The following is a 15,999-nucleotide window of genomic DNA, read 5'->3' on the forward strand; positions in this document are numbered from 1 at the left end:
TCCAGGAGGAAGGGCTGTGCCCTTCCTCCTGGTGGGGTTTGGGGCGAAGCCCCAATAAAGTCTTTCTTCCTGATTTGTTTTATCCGAGAGTTTATGGACAGCCTCGGAAAAACTCATGGGTGGTGTTCCTACCCGGCCCGGAATTTTGTCACACATGGATGGCTTGCATCGTTATCAAGCCAACAAGGTTCGAACGGTCGCGATGACCTGTTCCTGGTCTTTTTCAAGGAGACCTGTCGAACAGGGTAAGGTCAGAATGCGCGGGGCAATCGATTCGCTGACGGGTTGGGGTGTGCGTGGCGCGTGCCGATAGGGAAGCTGTCCGTGGATGGGCTTCCAGAAGGAGCGGGCGGCGACACCGGCCTCTCGAAAAGCTTGATACAATTGTCGAATCGCTGCGCCATCCAGCGTTTCGGGCAGTAGATATCCGGAAAACCAGCAGGCGCTTTCCGCCCACTCCGGCACCGGAAAAGGGGTGATTCCGGGGAGTTCATGACAAACGGCGTTGTAGCGGGCGCGAATGCGCTGTTTGGCGGCCACCAGGGTGGGCAGGCGTTCCATCTGGGCGCACCCCACGGCGGCCTGGAGATTGGTCAGGCGATAGTTGAATCCCACCCGGTCATGGTCATACTCTTCGCCATGGCGGGCGGTGGTGGTGAGATGCCGGACCAGGTCCAGCAAGGCCGGATCATCGCCGGCCACGGCCCCGCCACCGCCACAGGTGATGGTTTTGTTGCCATTGAAGGAAAAAACCGTCAAATCGGCTCCCAATGCCCCAATTGCCCGTCCATGACTGCGTGCCCCCAGGGCTGCCGCGCCGTCGGCCACCACCGGCAAGCCATGCTTTCGTGCCAGGGCCACGATGGCATCCATGTCTGCCGGCGTTCCCAGGACATGGACCGGCATGATGGCGGCCACCCGGCGTCCGGTGGGTTTATGGATCACGAGGTTGTCTCCCCGGCGTTCCGTGCGTTGGCACAGTTCGATTTCCAGCAATTCCGGATCCAGATTCCACCCTTCCTGGTCCACGTCCAGCAACCAGGGCAGCGCCCCGCAATGGGCCACGGCATTGGCACTGCCAATGAATGTATAGGACGGCAGGATCACGAGATCGTCCCGTCCTACCCCGACCGCTGTCAGGGCGGCATGCAGGCCGGTGGTTCCTGCCGAAGTCGCCACGGCCCGTGCCGTCCCGGCGGCGGCAGCCACCAGGGTTTCAAAACGATCCACAAAGGGTCCTACCGACGACACAAACGTCGATTCCATGCACTCTTGTAAATATTTTGCTTCGTTTCCCGTGAGATCCGGCACGGCAAGAGGTATCATGACCTTTTCCCCTGATTCGGCTCGCTGAATGGTCGCGCATGGACTCTGCCACGCTCAAAAATCTTTTGGCCCAGGGAATAAATTCGCAAAAAGCAGGCCAACATCAGGAAGCCGTGACCCTCTTCCACTCCATTCTCAAAGAGGTTCCCGGACATCCCTATGCCTGTTATTTCCTTGGCTTGTCGCTCATGGAGACCGGGGATCCGGACCGGGCCATGGAGGTACTCAGCCGGGCCATCGTCGGTTATCCCGAGGAGGCCCTGTTCCATCAGGCCCTTGGGACCCTGCTCCAGAAACAGGGTCTTTACCACCCTGCCCTGGAACGGTTGCACGACGCCATCCGCCTCGCTCCGCAGGATGCGAATAATTATTTCCTGGCTGGCGACGCCCACATGGATCTGGGGCAATTGCCGGAAGCCACCACCCGGTTTCGGGAGGCTTTGCGCCTGCAACCGGATTTCAAGGAAGCCGCCGTCAATCTTGGTTTGTGCCTGAAGGCTTTGGGGGATCTCGATGCGGCCCTGGGTCTTTTTGACTTTGCCCTGACCCTGGATGCCGATCATCTGCCGGCCCAGCTCAACCGTGCCCTGACCCTGCTCATGGCCGAGCGGTATGCCGAAGGGTGGCAGGCCTACGCTTGTCGTTTTCATCTGCCCGAGATTCGGGAACAGATGCAACGCCTTCCGGCGGATCTTCCTCTCTGGCGGGGCGAACCCCTGATCGGCAAAAAACTCCTCGTCGTCGCCGAGCAGGGATTTGGTGACAATATTCAGTTTGTCCGCTACCTGCCCCTGGTCAAGCAGCTTGGGGGGGAAACGCTCCTGGAGTGCCCCGTTGTTCTGGAATCCCTGTTTCGGCAGCTTCCCGGCATCGACGCTTTCACGAATCGCATCCACGTTGCCCAGGATGGTCAGGGGTGTGATTATTATTGTCCATTATTGAGTCTGCCCGGCTTGTTGGGTACGACCCCCGCTACCATTCCGGCCTCGGTACCCTATCTCCATCCAGATCCGGAATTGCTCGAACTCTGGCGTCCCCGCATTCCTGGGGAGGGTTTCAGGGTGGGGCTTTTCTGGGAGGGAAAGCCCCTGCACCGCAACGATCTGGCCCGGCGGCGCTCCTGCCGTCCCAAAGACCTGGAACCTTTGCTGGCCTTGCCGGGAATCACCTTTTTCAGTTTTCAGATGGCCGATTCGACTGCGCCGACCCGTTTTCGAGCCAAGGTGAAGCAACCCATCGACCTGGCGGAACATTTTACCAATTTTGCCGAGACTGCTTCGGCCCTTTCCCTGATGGATCTTTTGATCACCATCGACACCTCCATGGCCCACCTGGCCGGAGCCATGGGCAAGCCCGTCTGGCTTCTGACCCCGTTTGCCCCGGATTGGCGCTGGCGTCTTTATGGCTCCGACAATCCCTGGTATCCCACCATGACCCTGTTCCGCCAACAACAACCCGGACGCTGGGATCAACCTGTCCAGGAGATGGTTGAATGTTTGCAAACCCGAAAAGCATGAGTGTTCCCACAATCACATCCATCGTTCAGGAACATGGACAGCAGTTTCCGGAGAAAATTTTCTGCCGCCTGTTACAGGAAGGGAGTGAGACAACCCTGACCTATGGTGCCTTGCTGGAGCGGGCCGGGTCTTTTGCCGGACTGTATCAGGCCCATGGTGCCCTGCCCGGAGAGATCATTCCCATTTTTCTGCCCCACAGCCTGGATCTTTACCCGGCCTTTCTGGGAGCCATGTTGGCCGGCTGCATTCCCTCTTTCATGCCGCCTTTGACCGTCAAACAAGAACCCGGACTTTACTGGGAAGCGCATCAAAAACTGTTGCAGCGCATGGAAATACGCCTGCTGCTCGCCGACCAGCGGTTGGCCGATGATGCGGATAAACTGCACTTTCCCCGCGACAAAATCCTCCAACCCGGACAGGCGCAAACGTTGACCCAGCCACCGGTTGCGGTCACCCGTCAGGCCGAAGAGATTGCCTTTTTGCAGCACAGTTCCGGGACAACCGGCCTGAAAAAAGGGGTGGCCCTTTCCCATGCAGCCGTGTTGCGGCAGGCCGCCGCTTATCGTCGGGCGATTGACCTCGGCCCGGAAGATGTTGTCGCTTCCTGGTTGCCTCTTTACCATGACATGGGGTTGCTGGCCTGTTTCATTATTCCCCTGCTGGCCGGGGCGACCCTGGTGACCATGGACCCGTTGGCGTGGGTCATCCACCCCGAATCGTTGTTCGAGGCCGTGGAACAGCATCGTTGCACGCATCTCTGGATGCCCAATTTTGCCTTTCACCATCTCTGTCGCACGGTGGATCCTGCCCGACGCTCGTTTGATTTATCAAGCCTGAAGGCCATCATCAATTGTTCGGAGCCGTGCAAGGCGGAAACCTTTGCCTTGTTCAGCCGGACTTTTGCCCCATTCGGCATCACGCCGGAAAAATTGCAGATCAGTTACGCCATGGCCGAAACCGTCTTTGCCGCCACGCAAACCCCCCTGGGCAAAGCCGTACAACCCCTGGCCGTCGATCAACAATCCCTGCTCGAACAATCATGTTATCATCCACCCTCGGATTCCCGCCCAATCCAATACCTGATGCCGGTCGGAGCCACCCTGGAAGGATTGGCAATCTGCATCATGGCAGCGGATACGCCTTTGGCGGATGGACAGATTGGTGAGGTGGCCATCCGGGGCGATTTTCTTTTTTCAGGCTATTTCAGGCTGCCCGAGATGACCGCCCAGCGACTCAGGAATGGCTGGTATCATACCCGGGATTGTGGCTTCATCCTGAATGGGGAACTCTACATTACGGGTCGCCAGGATGACCTTTTGATCATTCATGGCAAAAATATTTATGCCCACGATGTGGAGCAGGCCATCAACCCCATACCCGGCATCAAACCGGGGCGGGTCGTCGCCGTCGCCCGATTTGACCCGCTCCTGGGCAGTCAGGAGCTGATCATCCTGGCCGAAACCATCACGACCGAGGCCGAAGTTCATAAAAAAATCAAAAAAGAGATCGCCGCCACCCTGGGTGCGATCTTCAACATCACCTCCCCAAAAATCCGGTTGGTGGCCCAGGGGTGGCTGGTCAAAACCACAAGTGGCAAGATCAGCCGGGAGAAAAATTTGGAGAAATTGAATCAATAAATTGTTCCTGTTTTTCTGCGTCAAGTGTAAAATAGTGGGTTGGACAGCGTTTATCAAAGTTTACCATGTTGAGTAAAAAATATGAATATACCTACACCGGTTGCTAACGATGCGGCGATTCATTTATTAAACAATATCGCAGAATTCAAGCCTGGCATGCCAGTTTATGATATTCATGTTGAAGGGTGGAAAGCAAAAATCAGAAGATTGTATCGAGAAAACAAAACAGACAGAACCAATTTTCATATTGTACTTGGAATGTCGGCTTTGCATCAAAAAGATGAGCAGGAGGCTTACAATAATCTAAGAAGCGCAATTCAACTAAAGCATAATTCTTGGTATGTTCATCAGTGTTATTTAATTATGCTTTTTGCTTTCGGGCGCATAGAAGATGTGGTGGATCACATACTTCTTGTTCGTGATAGTTTTCCAATGGAGGGACATTCTATTTATAATTGGTTATTAAATACAGGGTATATAGATAATGAAAAATTAGGAAATCATCTATTTCCTAACGTGTGCAAGCTGGCGCATATATGCAAGAGGAACAATATACTTTTGAGTATGGTTAAGCTTGGGCATTTAGAAGATGATCACGACAGGTGGTTTAGGTATAGTTTTCTACTAAATGAATCACCAGAGACGACAAGGAAAATTCAGGAAGAATGGCATGATTTTATGATTGATCAAGATATTAATGTTCTTGGAGATCATAAAATTAGTATTAGCGTTGAATCTACTGATCTGTCAGTAAAAATGGTGTCTGATCAATACCATTATTAGGAAAATAATAGTGAAACCGTCTGAATTTCTTAAGCATGCAGAAAAAATATTTGAAATGAAAGGTGATGAAGCTGCGATGCGTAGCGCATGTAGCCGTGCATATTATGCGGCTTATCATTCTTGCAGAATCCTTATGAGGTATATAGATGCCAAACCATATAATACAGAAACGGGAGAGCATCAGAAACTTATAAGCCATTTTACTAATTGCATATCTCTTTCCGAGCCTATGAACACAAAGGATAATGTTAAATCAATAAAGAAAATCGGACATATGCTGGGAGATTGCCGAAATTTACGACATGATGCTGATTATCATTTAGAAAGTGTCTTTTTAGAGGTAAATGCCGAGTCGGTTATTGTGAACGCGCAAAATATCATCAATAAAATAAAAGAGTTAAATTCAAGCAGGTAGTGCTGAATTCAAGGTTGTGGTATCAATTTCAGGCCTTGATCGTTATTTTGGCCACAGGGTGAAATATCCGCTCTCCTGCTGTAAATTCAGGATCAAGACGCAAGGTGACAATCTCCCTGGTTCGTGGCGCGACAAGCCGGGCATTTGCGAACCAATGGGCCTCGGGCATAAAGGTATCAGGATCAGCAGTGATGGAGGATTCTATTTCGGTGTCGGTCATTGGTTCTACCGATTGAGGCAATTCGTGTGGCATGGATTTAATCTTCACTGGTTCCAGTCCTTCTTGCGCTAAATCCAAGCTCTTGGACAAATTCATCCAAAGAGACTCCTCCCCCATCCCGTTCATATTCCTCCAGGGCAAGGCGAGCTGCGGCGATGTCTTGTCGATCCTCTTCCATTTCCTGCAAATACCGCTCAATGGCATGCACCACCAACTCGGTGATGGTCCCACCGGTCTCTTCCACCATCGCATGTAACTGTTTTTCCATGGTGTCTGGCAACGTGACAGCAAGCACGATTCATTCTTCCTGGCTGGCGTGAAACCCATTTGGTGCGAAGATAGCACATTTTTTTCATTCGTTCTGTACTCCATGAGGTTTGCACAGGATGTCCCCGGTTTGAAAGAAGTAATTTAGGCAATTTGCAGTTTTTCTTGTTAATATTAAATTATATTAATAATTATATGCATCCAATGTTGGATTTTCAGCGCGATTTTTTTGATTTTGCTTTCGTTCAATATATTGAAATTGTTAGATATTATTGCATAATTTTATTGCGCGACGCAATTCATTGGTTACAAATGGTTTATAGTTTAATAATTTTTATTTGTAAGATTAAATTTTTGTTGCAAATGCAATTATTATTTGGTAATCTAAATCAAATACTAGATTATTTAGTTAATAAGGTTTTTCAGTAGTGTTCTCTCTGTATAAGGTTTAATCTATGGGTGTGGTTTTTTATATATGAGAAAGCCTGTTTTTCTAATGGTCTAGGTGGTATGTTATTAAATACATTTAATTTTTTTCCGGGTTTAGAAGTTTCTCTGTTTGTCATGTGTCCAACGTTATGGAGATTCAATTATGGCATCTGCCTTTACTCATATATTTGAGAACTTTGATAAAACTCTTGACAGTGCAACGATAGATTTGTTCAGGATGTCTTTTGAAGGCTCATTAAAGCATCGTGAGGATGATTTGGTAAATGAGTTATCATCTCTTACCAAAGACAACTATGAAGATCATCCGGATATAAATGGTTACGAAATGCACCTTGAGGATTTAATAGGTGAAGTTTATACAGTAAGAAAACTTGGTTATGAGCTATGCGTGGTTGCCCTGTATAAACAGATTGAAATTCACTGCAAAAAAGTAGTAAAACATAGTGGGTTATATGGTGATAAACAGACGTTAAATATGCGTGAACTAGAGAAAATGCTTCCTTTTAAATTTAATGTGCTTCCAGAATTTTCGGCATATGAGGAGCTGCGCCTACTTAATAACATCATAAAACATAATGGTTGTGTGACAGCAATGTTGGCTAAAAAACTCTCGTCATGGAAAAGAGACGCGGAATTAACCGATCTTGATAAAAGCTATGACCGACTCTTGCCACTTGTCAAACTGTTTGTGAAAGGGTTTGCATTAGAGATTCATAAAATTGCAAAAACAAGCAATAAATAGGAATCCGGAATTTGGGCACTATACCGATTTAACTTTACAGCTATAAGGTAAATAGGTGTGGTGTACCAAGATTTATGGAAATGAATGCTCCAGGAAGTTGTCAAATGTGGTTGGTCAGGACATCAGGAAATGCAACCCATTTTTCCACTTGGCTTTTAATCACGGAACCTCCTCGTCTGAAGTGTATTCACACCACGTCTTGATTTTTCGTTTACCATCATAGGGAACCGCCAAACCATCCTTGATCAGCGAATCACCCAAGTCTATTCCGTCTGCCACGACCCTGGCCACAATGCGAAAGTATTTATCTCGTCCGGTTTCCTTCAGGGTGATGCGTTCTGCTTTTCCCAGCAACTGTTGTATCCTCTCTTTTGTTTTTATGGCGACCATTTTTTCCATTGGGCACTTGGCACGAATTTCCGGGGCATCAATGCCGCGCATGCGCACGGGGATGTTTTGCCCCAGAAGAGGATGCACACCAGGAATGTCAAACCGTATGGTGTCTCCATCATAATTGCGCAGATAGATGACGCCTTCCATGTCACCATAGGTTTGTTTTCCGTTGCCGGAAAATGCTTTCAGAGATGGGGAAAATATCAATATTTCCAATATGATGATCATGATACGCATTCGAGACCAACCTTGCAACTGCCGCGAGCCATGGGTCTGGTCTCTATACTAAGGACTCCTTAGTATCCTTGCAACAGGTAAACTAAGAAAATCTTAGCCCACGTCAACGAACAGGACATGGGCTGGACTGGGGATGGCAAAAACACCGATACCAGAGCGACTCAAGGAAGCCAGAAAGCGGGCGGAATTCTCCCAGACCGAGCTGGGGGTGGCTGCTGGAATGGATCCATCCGGGGCAAGTGCCAGGATGAACCAGTATGAGCGGGACAAACATGTACCGGATTATCAAACGTTGAAAAGGATTGCCGGTGTCCTGGGGTGTCCTGTTCCCTACTTTTACGCCGAGGATGACACCCTTGCTGAAATCCTGTTGCATCTGGGACGGTTGGACGAATCCGGCAAGGCTGCGCTGCTGGAGGAGTTGAGAAAGGCGTCCCGGAAGGCGTCTTGTCTTCAGCCTGATACCGCGTGATTGATGGATGCGTTCATTATGACGAAGTGGAATTGGACGAGTCCGGCAAGGCTGCGATGTTGGAGGATAGGTGATTCGCTTCTTCTGTCCTTTGATTTTGACAAATTGACTCAATCGGCCAATTGGACTTGTTTTACCTCTATATTTGAATGTACAATGACGGTGTACTTTATTGAAAGGTATGCGCCTGATGTTGGTTTATCTCGATCTGTGCTGTTTTAATCGGCCTTTTGATGACCAGGCGCGGTTGCTGGTTCGTTTGCAGACCGAGGCCAAGCTGCATGTACAGTCCATGATTCGCGAAGGGAATCTGAAATTGGTGTGGTCGGCTGTAATCGACCTGGAAAATGCGGCCAATCCCGACGTGGAACGCCGCATGGCAGTAGCATACTGGAAACGATTGGCGAATGTTGATATATCACCTTGTGAGGATGTCGAAAAAATGGCTACGGCATTTTCCCTCAAGGGAGTGAAACCCATGGATGCCCTGCATGTGGCCTGTGCCATCAAAGCCGGTTCGGATTATTTTCTGACAACGGACAAGGCATTGCTGCGAAAATTGGCGTCGGAAACGTGCGTGCGTAGCATTGATCCCACAGATTTTGTGCGTAACCTGTCAGGAGAAACACATGCGAACTGATTCCGAAATCCGTGTTCATGGGATCCAGGTATTGGTGACTGCCATGGGAGAGGTGGAAGCCGAAAGATTCATCACTTTGCTCAATCGGGGGCGTTTTGATTACACGGAGTGGCGTAAAAGTCAATGGGCCGGCGAAACTGTCGCGACCCTGATTGAGTCTGTGCGCATGCTTCAGCAGAAGCAAAATCCAGAATTGGATCAAAACTGAATCGAAACAAGTTGCATCGCATGGGCAAGGAAACCGGAGCGGCCTGGTTTGCCAAGTTGATGTTATTTTGGAGACTATTATAGTCGTTTTGGATTTACTTTTTTTATAATGAAAGTGGACGGGATGATTTATTGATGATGGCTTCCTCTTTCCTGGGATTTGATGGTATAATGATCGCTTGATCACTATAGCACCATGCCAGACAGAATTCAGGAGGAGAAAGAGCGAACCGCCATGTCAAAGTTTGTCGTCAAGTCGGTCAAAACAAAGTTTATATCTTTGTTTTTATTTATGCTTTTGCTGACCTTGTCCGGAAGTGCCCTGGTATCTTTCAAGGTGACCGAGGATGCCATGGTGGAGAGTGCCCTGGCGGCCATGGACAATGTGAATCTGGAACTGGCACATCGGGCAGCAACGTTTCACAACAAGGCCAGGAGTGATCTGCTTCTTTCGGTAGAGAACGAGGTTTTCAAGGAATACTTTTCCCATCCGGATTTTTTGGCGGGGGTGCGTCGTGATGCCAAAGGCGTCATTCAATTCTCCGAGGCGCAAAAATCGCTGAGAAACAGGATAAACTCCTGGTTGTTGTCGTTGCAGAAGCGGCTTCCCATTGTCGAATCCTGCCTGATTGACCGGACGGGTCAGGAACACACGCGCGTGACCTATGGCAAGATTGCCCTGGATGAGGATTATTCGGACCGTGAGAACACTTTGCCATTTTTCCAGTCTGCCATGAATCTCAGAGCTGGTGAGGTCCATATACAGTATCCTTACATGTCCCCGGAAGCCAAAAAGTGGGTTTTTGCCTATGTTACCCCGATCATTCTGGAAAATGGGGAGAAACCGGGAATTTTACATTATGAATTGCCGGTATCGCTGTTTCAGGATCTGCTGCGGGGTGGGGATATCCATGACAGGAGTGAACAGGATCGGAGTCGATTGTTGATTTTGGATCCTGCGGGCCTGATCGTGGCGGACAGTCGCCAGAAAATTTCCCTGGACCAAAGATCCGATGCTGTGGTGGGCAAGGAAGATCCGCTGGCAAGCTCTCTTCCCAACGTCAGCACCATTGATACATCGGAACGTTTCCAGGCTCTTTTTGCCCGCATTCGGCAGGGTGAAACCGGCTCCGGCTGGTTCGAGGCACAGGGTGAACGACAATTCATGGTGTTTCGGCCTCTGACAACCTTTGGCTGGAGCGTGGTCCATATGCGTCCCTACCATGCCCTGTTGCAGGGGAAAAGGTCCCTGAATGAATTGAGATTTTATTTTGCTCTTGCCGCAATTTTGTCGCTGTTGGTGGCTGCGGGTGTCATATGGTATTTTTCGCGCCGGATTACGGAACCCTTGCACAGTCTGACTGGTTTTGCCCGGAAGATCGCCTCGGGCAACCTGGACTTTACCATGCGGGTCAGGGAGGAGACCCAGGATGAACTGGGTCTTTTGGCCCGCACCTTCAACCAGATGGTGGAAACCCTCGCCAGAACGACCGATTCCAAGGAGTTTACCGAGGGTGTCCTGATGGGCATGGTGGATGGGTTGCTGGTCCTGGATATCGAGAACAAAATTCATCGTCTGAACCCGGCCATTCTGGAGATACTTGGTGAGAGTGAATCCGGACTCATGGGACGGCACTTTGATCAGTTGCTGCCCGATCCGGTATTTGCTGCCGAAATGTTTCGGGATTTGTTGGCCGGCAATCCGGTACGGGCGCGGGAAAGCGTGTTTGCCACGACAGACAGGCGGGTTGTTCCGGTTGCCATTTCGAGCAGTTTGTTGCACAAGGAAAATGGCGCAATTGCCGGGGTGGTCATCCTGGTGCAAAACATCAGTCAACGCAAGGCCGACGAAGAACGCCTGTATTTTCTGGCCAATTACGACCCCCTGACCGGATTGCCCAACCGGATCCTGATGCAGGAACGTCTGGGACAGGCGCTCACCCGCATTCCCTGGCGCAAGAAAAGGCTCGGGGTCATGTTTTGTGATCTGGATCGTTTCAAGATCATCAATGATACCCTGGGCCATCGGGCTGGCGACGAATTGCTGAAAACCACGGCCAGCCGCCTGCTGACCTGTGTCCGGGACGGTGATACCGTGGCACGCCTGGGGGGGGATGAATTTGTCATTCTATTGCAGGATGTCGAAAAGCAGGAGGATATTGTCCAGATTGCCGACAAGATCATTCAAGCCGTCTCCCGACCCATGATCCTGGAAAAAGGGGGGGAAGTCGTTGTCACGACAAGCATCGGTATCAGTTTTTCCCCCGATGATGGCAATACCGAAGAAATATTGCTGAAAAATGCCGATATTGCCATGTATCATGCCAAGGATGAAGGGAAAAACAAATATTGCTGCTACTCTGCGGATCTGCACAAAAAATCCTCGACCCGTCTGGGACTCGAAGCCGACCTGCGCCGTGCCGTCGAACAGGGAGGGTTTCTGGTTTATTACCAGCCACGTCTTGATCTGGGCAGGGGCCGGATCATGGGGGCCGAGGCCCTGGTGCGTTGGCAGCATCCAGAGAGGGGCATTGTACCGCCCGGGGATTTTCTCTCCCTGGCCGAAGAGTTGGGCGTAATCGAAGAGATCGACCGCTGGGTATTGAAGGAAGCCTGTCGGCAAAACCGGGTGTGGCGCAGACAGGGGTTTCCTGCCATTCGCATTTCCGTCAACATGTCCCATCGGCTGTTTCGGACCCCGGGACTGGTGCAGGTCGTTGCCCAGATGCTGGATGATCATGAACTGGAAGCGGATGCCCTGGAGCTGGAGCTGACCGAGTCCATTGCCATGGACGAAATTTCCAATTCCATCCAAATTCTCCAAAGCTTGCGGAAAATGTGGATTCATCTGGCAGTCGATGATTTCGGTACGGGCTACTCTTCATTTGCCCATTTGCGGAAACTGCCCGTGCATGTTTTGAAGATTGACCGCTCCTTCATTCGTGATATTGCTGCCGATACCCAGGATGCGGCCATTGCCAAGGCCATCATCGACATGGGACACACGCTCAACCTGCGTATCACGGCAGAAGGGGTGGAGACCGAGGATCAACTGCGCATCCTGACCGCACAAGGGTGCGATGAAATTCAGGGATACCTGATCAGTCGGCCTGTCATGGCCGCCGATTTTGAAAAATTATTCCACCTCTCCCACCCGCCCCGGAAAATATGAATCCGTACCGGGATTTATTCCACCTGTCCCGCCCGCCCCGGAAATAAAGACCGATGACGGGTTTGTTTTCAACCAGGGCTTATTTTTTTTGCCAATTTCCTCCGGCGCTTTGCAACCACCAGCCGCTTCTGGCTTCCTGCCGCCATTTTTCGGCAAACACGCCACGGACTTCGCCGGCCCATTCCGGATGGTCATTGGCCTTGGCAATTTCCTGGTAGAGTTCTTCCCGGTCACGATTTTCCGCTTCGAGCAGACGCCGGACCTCGGCCCGGTCGTGGATGGACAACCCTTCCTCGGAGCGCAGGACCAGTTTACCGTGGGCATCGATTCCCACGGCACCGTTGTCCATGAAGGGAATAATCCGCCCGGAACGTTCCCGGATACGCTCTTTCAGGCTGCGGATGGCGGCTGTCGAGACATTGATGTCGGCGGCCTGGACCGGAGCGACCAGGATATCCAGAAAGGCCGTCAACAGGCTGGCCGGGTTCAAACGGCTGTGGGGAGGGGGAGGGGAGGCAGGAGGCGAAGCCGGAGATTTTTCCCTGGCAGGTGGTTTCTGCCCCTCGCTGCCCCAGACCTCTTTGACAATTTTTTCAGCGGCATCCTGCATGGCGGGAGCCGGAAAATAAATGTTGACTGTGACACATGCTGCCAACAAGAGACCAAGAGCCGTCAGGCCCACTTGCAACACACGTTTGTTCATTGGTTTTTCTCCTCATTGTTTTTCATGTCGTCAGCCTGACGGATGCGTTGCAAGCGATTCATCATGTCTTTCCAACCAATCACCGAACTGTGGATGACCACATTCACCCTGGGAGGCAGGAGCGATCCGGCAACCAGATGCTGTTCATCGCCATCTGCCTGGGGCATGCCGTGCAGATGGAAGGTATCGTGACGCAGTTGGCAACGAAATCCCAGGGCACGATAGCCATAATCCTTGAACATCGACAACAGGCCGCGTTGTAAAAACCCGCTGCTGCCGGAGCCGAGAAGATTGATTTGCTCGATGGCACGCACACTGATCCGTTGCGGGGCGGAACTTTCCACCGAGGCCATTTCGGCCTTGAAGGCCACCGGCTCGCTGCCAGCCATGATCAATTCCTGCACCGATCCGGACAGGGTTCCCTCGATACGGCCCACTTCCATGAACTGGGTCAATTCACCCAAATCCATGCGATCCAGATCCATTCGTGCCCGCCATTCGGGAAGCGTGGAAGAGAGTCGATCCCCTCCCAGATCCGACAGACGGACCTTGCCCCCGAACAGGTGTGCCGTCAAGTCGCCTGTCGTCGTCAGCTTGCCGCGTTCAAGAACGATTTCTGGAAATTGACCTGTCACCTGTCCCTGGACCAGAGGTTTGTCAGCCTGGGCGACCACAAGTTGGCCCAAATCCAGATGGTCGATCTCCAGGGCAAGGGAGAGGCGTGCCCGGTCCAAGCCGACTGCGTCCAGACGGGCTTTTGCGAGGGTCAAACTGCCTCCGGCCAGCGGCACCACGACATCCCTCGCCAGCCGCAGGTCATCGCCCACCATGCCGGGTTGGGCGGTGATTGCAGGAATGACCAGCCTCCCCAGGTGAATATCGCGCAGATGCAGGGAGCCATAAAGCGGTTGGGTGGCAAACGGCAGGTCAAAATCCACTCCACCCACGCGGAAATCGTCGCCCGCCCCGGCAAAAAAACCGTTTTCCAGGCGGAGATTTCCCTGTAACTCCGGGCGTTCACGGGTTGGCAGGAGACGCCAGGCCAATTCACCGGACAGAAGCCCCTGCATCTCACCCCTGGCCAATACCGGCAGGGTCTCTGCCAGGGGTTCGCGCAAATAATCATGCAACACCTTGCCGAGATCCAGGCCGCTGAAACGGGTCCACCCTTGCAGAGGTTCGTGTGGCTGCACATCGACGCCCGCATGAATTTCTCCCAGGGTGGCACTGGTCAAAACGCCCGAGCCGGACCAGGTGCCTTTTTTGATCTGACGCCAGGCAAGATCCGCGACCACATGTTCGGCGTGCAGGTTGCCATAGAACTTGTCCGCCAGCCACTCCCCGGCCTGCACCTGCAAGCGGCTTTTCAGGTTCCAGGATGTTTTTCCATCCCCGTTCAAGGTTCCGGACAACCCACCTGCCAGCCCCTCCACCAGGGCATCGCCGGAACCGCCCGAGTGCCACACGACATCCCGAAACTGGACGGCGAATTGCCCTTTCCAGATGGCAGCCGGGGTTTGTGCGGCGGAAAATGTACCGGTCAGTTTGCCGGATCCCCTGGCGGGTACCTGTTCCGGGGTTGTGGCGGCAGCCTGGAAATGGTTGACATCCAGGTGCAGGGAGCCGGAAATTTTTCCGGATGTCGTTTGTTGCACATGCAAGGAGGTGCGGATGTGAATATTTTCCAGGTGCCACGGTCCCTGGGTCAGGCTGGCATCCCGGATGTGTATCCGGTCTATTCCCACCGGCAGGCCTGGCCAAACGGGCTGTGTGACTTTGGGGGCAGAGGTTTTACTGGTGTCTTTTGCATGTGGCAGAGTGATCCGGAGCTGATCCAATTCGAGGTTGGAGAGAATTCCTTGCAGCAATAAACCGGGCTGCATTCCCAGATGCAAGGCGGCCAGGGTCAGGGTTGTGCCATCGGGTGCCACGCCGGTTACCTCACCCAGATGCAGAGTCGGCCAGGGCTGCATCCAGCCGACCTTGTTGACCGTGACCCGCCAACCCGTTTTTTCCGCCAGTTTTTCCAACACCCATTCCCGTCCCCAGGTGCTGAACAGACCCGCGCCGATCAGGATGACCGACAAGGAGAGGAGCAGCCCGCCGATTCCCAGGAGAGTGGCCAATATTCGCCAGGTTTGGTACCTGAATCTGTTCGAGCCTGTGCCTATTTTACGCACTTTGACCTTTCCAATCCCGTCCGCCATCCCCATAAAATACCCGATCAGGATGGCATCCAACCTGCCTGACGCAACTGTGCCAGCAATCCCGAGTCGAAAAAAACCAAAAAAAGGGATTGCATTGGAAAAAAATTGGACTAGATTGGCACCATGATCTTTTTGGAGAGATTGGCCCGGTGCGGAGGAATCCCTTTGCCATGGATAAACTGATCAAGCCAACCACCTTTGCCATGTTGTTGATTGCCGCAGGGGCGACGGTGGCCATCATTTTTTGGAGATTGCACGGCGATGTCATGATTGGTCGGCGGTTGGTGGAAAATCATTGTGGCGTCTGTCACGATATCACACCGAACAAGAAAAACGAAAAGGGGCCTTATCTGTGGGGCATTGTCAATCGACCCGTGGGCGCTGCCCAGGGCTATAAGTACAGCCAGGCCTTCATGCGCCATGCCCAGGAACACCCCTTCATCTGGACCGAGGACAACCTGAACCTGTTTTTGACCAATCCCCAACGTTTTATTCCCAACGTCCGCATGTCCGAACATCGGGTGGAGCATCAAATCTCCTTTGACGGCATTGAAGACCCGGCCAACCGCCGCGACCTGATTGCCTATCTGAAGAGACTGCAATAAATGTAA

16 protein-coding genes are annotated in these 15,999 nt (G+C 51.9%); 10 read left to right on the forward strand and 6 right to left on the reverse strand.

Translation table 11 applies throughout. The features are described from left to right. Nucleotides 1-174 precede the first annotated feature (174 nt). A complete protein-coding gene (locus HQL65_07070) occupies nucleotides 175-1,326 on the reverse strand; it encodes an aminotransferase class I/II-fold pyridoxal phosphate-dependent enzyme (GenBank protein ID MBF0135984.1) in 1,152 nt (383 codons plus the stop codon). 38 nt (nucleotides 1,327-1,364) lie between these two features. Between HQL65_07070 and HQL65_07075 the strand changes: the two genes are divergently transcribed. From HQL65_07075 to HQL65_07090, 4 genes are all read left to right on the forward strand, one after another. Continuing rightward, entirely contained in the window at nucleotides 1,365-2,843 is a 1,479-nt protein-coding gene (locus HQL65_07075; protein MBF0135985.1) for a tetratricopeptide repeat protein, read from the forward strand. Next, on the forward strand, nucleotides 2,819-4,480 hold the full coding sequence (locus tag HQL65_07080) for an AMP-binding protein (GenBank protein ID MBF0135986.1): 1,662 nt from the start codon (nucleotides 2,819-2,821) through the stop codon (nucleotides 4,478-4,480). Before HQL65_07075 ends, HQL65_07080 begins: the two co-directional genes overlap by 25 nt. Before the next feature lie 81 nt (nucleotides 4,481-4,561). After that, on the forward strand, nucleotides 4,562-5,263 hold the full coding sequence (locus tag HQL65_07085) for a hypothetical protein (GenBank protein MBF0135987.1): 702 nt from the start codon (nucleotides 4,562-4,564) through the stop codon (nucleotides 5,261-5,263). Between the two features lie 10 nt (nucleotides 5,264-5,273). Beyond that, nucleotides 5,274-5,678 carry a HEPN domain-containing protein gene (locus tag HQL65_07090; GenBank protein MBF0135988.1) on the forward strand — a complete coding sequence of 135 codons (405 nt, stop codon included), beginning with the start codon at nucleotides 5,274-5,276 and terminating at the stop codon, nucleotides 5,676-5,678. A gap of 28 nt (nucleotides 5,679-5,706) precedes the next feature. Here the strand turns inward: HQL65_07090 and HQL65_07095 are convergent, their stop codons facing one another. Next, complete coding sequence (locus HQL65_07095; GenBank protein MBF0135989.1) at nucleotides 5,707-5,994, reverse strand: hypothetical protein; 288 nt, start codon at nucleotides 5,992-5,994, stop codon at nucleotides 5,707-5,709. Continuing rightward, nucleotides 5,936-6,193, reverse strand: a complete 258-nt coding sequence (locus tag HQL65_07100; GenBank protein ID MBF0135990.1) for a hypothetical protein — start codon at nucleotides 6,191-6,193, stop codon at nucleotides 5,936-5,938. Before HQL65_07100 ends, HQL65_07095 begins: the two co-directional genes overlap by 59 nt. Nucleotides 6,194-6,757: 564 nt before the next feature. Between HQL65_07100 and HQL65_07105 the strand changes: the two genes are divergently transcribed. Further along, nucleotides 6,758-7,357, forward strand: a complete 600-nt coding sequence (locus HQL65_07105; GenBank protein ID MBF0135991.1) for a hypothetical protein — start codon at nucleotides 6,758-6,760, stop codon at nucleotides 7,355-7,357. Between the two features lie 159 nt (nucleotides 7,358-7,516). On the opposite strand, the gene HQL65_07110 is transcribed toward HQL65_07105, so the two are convergent. Then, entirely contained in the window at nucleotides 7,517-7,978 is a 462-nt protein-coding gene (locus tag HQL65_07110; GenBank protein MBF0135992.1) for a thermonuclease family protein, read from the reverse strand. Between the two features lie 142 nt (nucleotides 7,979-8,120). Between HQL65_07110 and HQL65_07115 the strand changes: the two genes are divergently transcribed. The 4 genes from HQL65_07115 (at nucleotide 8,121) to HQL65_07130 (ending at nucleotide 12,478) form a co-directional block, all read left to right on the forward strand. After that, nucleotides 8,121-8,459 (forward strand): helix-turn-helix transcriptional regulator, encoded by a 339-nt coding sequence (locus tag HQL65_07115; GenBank protein ID MBF0135993.1) that lies wholly within the window; start codon nucleotides 8,121-8,123, stop codon nucleotides 8,457-8,459. Between the two features lie 190 nt (nucleotides 8,460-8,649). Further along, a complete protein-coding gene (locus tag HQL65_07120; GenBank protein MBF0135994.1) occupies nucleotides 8,650-9,099 on the forward strand; it encodes a PIN domain-containing protein in 450 nt (149 codons plus the stop codon). Beyond that, nucleotides 9,089-9,307, forward strand: a complete 219-nt coding sequence (locus HQL65_07125) for a hypothetical protein (protein ID MBF0135995.1) — start codon at nucleotides 9,089-9,091, stop codon at nucleotides 9,305-9,307. The genes HQL65_07120 and HQL65_07125 overlap by 11 nt, the downstream gene beginning before the upstream one ends. 234 nt (nucleotides 9,308-9,541) lie before the next feature. Next, nucleotides 9,542-12,478 carry an EAL domain-containing protein gene (locus HQL65_07130; GenBank protein ID MBF0135996.1) on the forward strand — a complete coding sequence of 979 codons (2,937 nt, stop codon included), beginning with the start codon at nucleotides 9,542-9,544 and terminating at the stop codon, nucleotides 12,476-12,478. A gap of 79 nt (nucleotides 12,479-12,557) precedes the next feature. On the opposite strand, the gene HQL65_07135 is transcribed toward HQL65_07130, so the two are convergent. Then, nucleotides 12,558-13,181 carry a YdbL family protein gene (locus tag HQL65_07135; protein MBF0135997.1) on the reverse strand — a complete coding sequence of 208 codons (624 nt, stop codon included), beginning with the start codon at nucleotides 13,179-13,181 and terminating at the stop codon, nucleotides 12,558-12,560. Beyond that, nucleotides 13,178-15,361 carry a hypothetical protein gene (locus tag HQL65_07140; GenBank protein MBF0135998.1) on the reverse strand — a complete coding sequence of 728 codons (2,184 nt, stop codon included), beginning with the start codon at nucleotides 15,359-15,361 and terminating at the stop codon, nucleotides 13,178-13,180. The genes HQL65_07135 and HQL65_07140 overlap by 4 nt, the downstream gene beginning before the upstream one ends. 197 nt (nucleotides 15,362-15,558) lie before the next feature. Here HQL65_07140 and HQL65_07145 point away from each other — a divergent pair, with 197 nt between their 5' ends. Beyond that, on the forward strand, nucleotides 15,559-15,993 hold the full coding sequence (locus HQL65_07145; GenBank protein MBF0135999.1) for a c-type cytochrome: 435 nt from the start codon (nucleotides 15,559-15,561) through the stop codon (nucleotides 15,991-15,993). Nucleotides 15,994-15,999 lie beyond the last annotated feature (6 nt).

Source organism: Magnetococcales bacterium (assembly GCA_015228935.1).
Lineage (GTDB): Bacteria > Pseudomonadota > Magnetococcia > Magnetococcales > DC0425bin3 > HA3dbin3.

Excerpts from the sequence above, each read along its gene's own strand:
- HQL65_07120 (MBF0135994.1), top strand. The coding sequence starts at position 8,650 with ATGTTGGTTTATCTCGATCTGTGCTGTTTTAATCGGCCTTTTGATGAC.
- HQL65_07105 (MBF0135991.1), top strand. The coding sequence starts at position 6,758 with ATGGCATCTGCCTTTACTCATATATTTGAGAACTTTGATAAAACTCTT.
- HQL65_07075 (MBF0135985.1), top strand. The coding sequence starts at position 1,365 with ATGGACTCTGCCACGCTCAAAAATCTTTTGGCCCAGGGAATAAATTCG.
- HQL65_07130 (MBF0135996.1), top strand. The coding sequence starts at position 9,542 with ATGTCAAAGTTTGTCGTCAAGTCGGTCAAAACAAAGTTTATATCTTTG.
- HQL65_07145 (MBF0135999.1), top strand. The coding sequence starts at position 15,559 with ATGGATAAACTGATCAAGCCAACCACCTTTGCCATGTTGTTGATTGCC.
- HQL65_07125 (MBF0135995.1), top strand. The coding sequence starts at position 9,089 with ATGCGAACTGATTCCGAAATCCGTGTTCATGGGATCCAGGTATTGGTG.
- HQL65_07070 (MBF0135984.1), bottom strand. The coding sequence starts at position 1,326 with ATGATACCTCTTGCCGTGCCGGATCTCACGGGAAACGAAGCAAAATAT.
- HQL65_07095 (MBF0135989.1), bottom strand. The coding sequence starts at position 5,994 with ATGAATTTGTCCAAGAGCTTGGATTTAGCGCAAGAAGGACTGGAACCA.
- HQL65_07080 (MBF0135986.1), top strand. The coding sequence starts at position 2,819 with ATGTTTGCAAACCCGAAAAGCATGAGTGTTCCCACAATCACATCCATC.
- HQL65_07115 (MBF0135993.1), top strand. The coding sequence starts at position 8,121 with ATGGCAAAAACACCGATACCAGAGCGACTCAAGGAAGCCAGAAAGCGG.
- HQL65_07110 (MBF0135992.1), bottom strand. The coding sequence starts at position 7,978 with ATGATCATCATATTGGAAATATTGATATTTTCCCCATCTCTGAAAGCA.
- HQL65_07085 (MBF0135987.1), top strand. The coding sequence starts at position 4,562 with ATGAATATACCTACACCGGTTGCTAACGATGCGGCGATTCATTTATTA.
- HQL65_07135 (MBF0135997.1), bottom strand. The coding sequence starts at position 13,181 with ATGAACAAACGTGTGTTGCAAGTGGGCCTGACGGCTCTTGGTCTCTTG.